At 61.9% G+C, this 3,102-nt stretch carries 4 protein-coding genes; 1 reads left to right on the forward strand and 3 read right to left on the reverse strand.

What is annotated here, in order from left to right:
* Window positions 1-166: 166 nt before the first annotated feature.
* Window positions 167-745 carry a hypothetical protein gene (locus tag DW899_RS10280; protein ID WP_117801044.1) on the forward strand — a complete coding sequence of 193 codons (579 nt, stop codon included), beginning with the start codon at window positions 167-169 and terminating at the stop codon, window positions 743-745.
* A 42-nt stretch (window positions 746-787) separates the two neighbouring features.
* On the opposite strand, the gene DW899_RS10285 is transcribed toward DW899_RS10280, so the two are convergent.
* The 3 genes from DW899_RS10285 to DW899_RS10295 are packed head-to-tail and all read right to left on the reverse strand — an operon-like array spanning window position 788 to window position 2,885.
* Entirely contained in the window at window positions 788-1,525 is a 738-nt protein-coding gene (locus DW899_RS10285; protein ID WP_117778757.1) for a metallophosphoesterase, read from the reverse strand.
* A complete protein-coding gene (locus DW899_RS10290) occupies window positions 1,525-2,250 on the reverse strand; it encodes a metallophosphoesterase (protein WP_117801047.1) in 726 nt (241 codons plus the stop codon). Before DW899_RS10290 ends, DW899_RS10285 begins: the two co-directional genes overlap by 1 nt.
* The gene (locus DW899_RS10295) at window positions 2,247-2,885 is read right to left on the reverse strand and encodes a hypothetical protein (RefSeq protein WP_117801050.1); all 639 of its coding nucleotides are present in this window, start codon (window positions 2,883-2,885) and stop codon (window positions 2,247-2,249) included. The genes DW899_RS10290 and DW899_RS10295 overlap by 4 nt, the downstream gene beginning before the upstream one ends.
* Window positions 2,886-3,102 lie beyond the last annotated feature (217 nt).

Consider the following 3,102-nt stretch of genomic DNA (forward strand, 5'->3'; position numbering starts at 1 on the left):
CCATCAGCTCAATGTGTTCGGTTGAGATCGGAAATCAACCTATGACTTGAGACGCTTTTAGAACTCACCAAGCGCAGGACAAACACAACTCAACAGCGGCCGCGTATTTGTTCCCAGCCGTACGGCATGGCGGAGCCATGCCCATTGTTGATTGGAGTGCCGCACGATGACAGACAACCCGAACGACAGAAAAATCAGCGAGACGCCCGGCGTGAAGGACGTCCTCGATGAGGCCGCCGAGCAGATTGAAAAGGCTTGGCGAGAGAAGCTGCTGCGCGAGACCGCCGATCTCAAGACCGAGAACGCGCTGCTCAGGGCCCAGCTCGACAAATTCAACCGCAAGCTCGCCGAGGCGACGGATCGGAATGAAAAAATTGAGGCCGACTGCAATGAGCGGATTGCCTTTATAGAGGAGAAGTTCGAACTCGATACCGCGAGTCTCGAACTCGAGAACAACGAGCTCCACGCCGCGGGCGTCAGGCACCTTTCCCGTGCTAAGGGGCTCGGCAGGCAGGTCGCCCAGCCCCACGCCGAGGCTGAGGCCATGGCCGATGAGATCGAGCGACTGCGCGGCGAGCGTGACGCTGCGTTGAAAGCCCAGGCCGAGCTGAGCGATGCGCTACTGGCCCAGCGCGACCTGATGGCCGAAGTCGCCGCCCTCAAGGACCGCCTCGCCGCCTCCGAGCGGCGGGCGACCGTGGCCGAGGCCAAGGTCGAGGTCATGACCAAGATGAGGGGCGAGTAGTCCCGCGCCCTTCCTGTCAGGTAACTGATTTCTAGAAACCTTCTAGAGCGCTTTTAGAAGGTTTCTAGAACCGGGCGCAGCATCTTCGATCGGCACGATGTCTCGGTAGATAAGGCGATGCCTGGTGTCGCACCATTTATCGCGATGGTAGTGACCGAAGAACCAGACGCGGTAGCCGAGCCGTCCGTCGAGCTCACCCAGGAAGGTTTGCAGCGGATCCCCGCGGTACTCACGTCCGCGTTCGCGACACAGCCCCTCAGCAAGGGCAGCCGGAGCCTCGTGAGTCACAACGTAGTCGACCTTCCAGCCCACGCGGTCGAGCGAGGAACGGCAGTGTTCCGTCTCTTTCTCGCTCGGCATCTCCTCAGGCCACCAGCTCCTCCCCTCCTTGCGATACTGCCTGTCGTTGCTCGCGGCGCCGCCCATGGCAAGGACTGTGAGCCCGTCGATATCGAACACCTCTCCGCGCATCAGGTGCAGCACGTGCGGTCGTGCCTCATGGACGAGCCCGCCGTTCCACTCCCGCACCGGCAGCCCGGCCAGGGCGTGGTGGTTCTCATGGTTGCCGTCTACGAAACACGTGGTCCAGGGCTTCGACTCGAACCAGTCGAGCCAATACCTCTCAGCATTCGAGCCGTCCCAGACAAAGCCGAAGTCGCCGGCCACGATCACCGCGTCATCGCGCGTCAGGGTCCGGCCCAGCGGCCAATTTTTGAATGCAAACCGGCTGGACCCGTACTCGGCCCTGCCGTGCACGTCGCCTGTCACATAGACCGTCATCAGTACGCACCCCACGGCAGGAGTTTGTCCCCGAGCCTCACGATCCGGTCATACAGCACCGTGTGCCGTTCGTCCGGATTGCCGTCTCGGTGAAAATGGCCGTAATACCAGCGCTTGTAGTCCAGGCGGTCCTCGAGCTCGTCGAGGAATCCGGTCAGCCGGTCCACATCGGGGCGTTCCCAGCCCGGGTCCGGGTAGAGCGTCGGCGAGAGCATGCGCGTGGCGCAGGCATGGGTGATGACGCAGTCGACCTTCCAGCCGACCTCGTCGAGCTTTGCCCGCGCGGCATCGAATTCGCGCTCGTCCGGGAGCTCCTGAGGCCACCAGCTGGAATACGGAACGCGGTATTCCCTGTCCACGCTCGTGGCACCGCCCATGGTGAAGATTGTCGAGCCGTCGAGCTCGAAGACCTCGCCGCGCGTCAGGCGCCGAATGGGCGAGGTGTCCGACAGGCGCTGCGTCAGCCCGCCATGCCACGGCTCCATGGGGCGCTCCGCCCAGTGATCGAAGCGCTCGTGGTTGCCGTCGACGAACAGTACCGTGTAGGGGCGCGACTCCAGCCAGGCGATGTCGGCGCATTCCTCGGCAGAAAAGCCCCACGGAAAGCCAAAGTCACCGGCAACGATGAGATAGTCGTCGCTGGTAAGACTGTCGCCAAGCTCCCAGTCGCGGAGCTTTTGCATGTCGAGCCCACCGTGGATGTCGCCTGTCACATAGACCGTCATCGGATCGCCTCTTTCCGCTTGTACGCCGCCAGCTCGCGCTCGACCTGCCTGTCGCCGGTCTCGTTGACCCACCAGGGCCATTTCACCCGGTCGCACGGCTCGTCGACTCCGGCGAACCATTCCCTCAGCTCGTCGAGGCTCACCGGGGAGTGCCCGTTGGCATCGCAACCGACGTCGTAGCGCAGAAGGCCCTGCTTGCGGTTGAACTCGTTGTACGCGCCGTCGCCGCTGTGGATGTGTCCGTGGAGGTGCCACGATCCATGGCCCATACCCTGCCAGTCGGCCATGGGGTAATGGCTCAGGACGATCTTCTGCCCGTCGATCTTGAGCACGCAGATCGGCGGCTCCACGGTGAAGGCGCCCGCGACCGCCGGCTGGGTCCAGTCCTTGTCGTGGTTTCCCGGGACGAGGTGGATGCGCCTGCAGGCGATCCGCTTGCGCAGCCCGTAGGCGTCCTGGGCGGTCATCTTGAATGAGAAATCCCCCAGGATGTAGAGCTCGTCGTCCACGGCAACCTTGCCGTTGATGTTGTCGACGATGGCGTCGTTCATCTGCCAAATCGTCTCCCACGGGCGGTCGGTGAACTTCAGCACGTTCTCATGCCCGAAGTGGGTGTCGCTGGTAAACCAGATCATATTTATGTCTCCTTTTATCGCTAAAAAACGTTCTCCTTCGAGGTCAGGAGACGTTTTATGAGCGACATGAGGTGCATATCCCTCATGTTTCAAGCTCCAATCTGCCGGATTTGCCCAACTAAAAGTTTACGCCCACGCGCCCACGCGCGAACGGTCGATAATCGAGGCCCACGCGCGAAGGTTGATTTCCGATCTCAACCGAACACATTGAGCTGAT

This window comes from Collinsella sp. AM41-2BH, from assembly GCF_003468085.1.
Classification (GTDB): Bacteria; Actinomycetota; Coriobacteriia; order Coriobacteriales; family Coriobacteriaceae; genus Collinsella.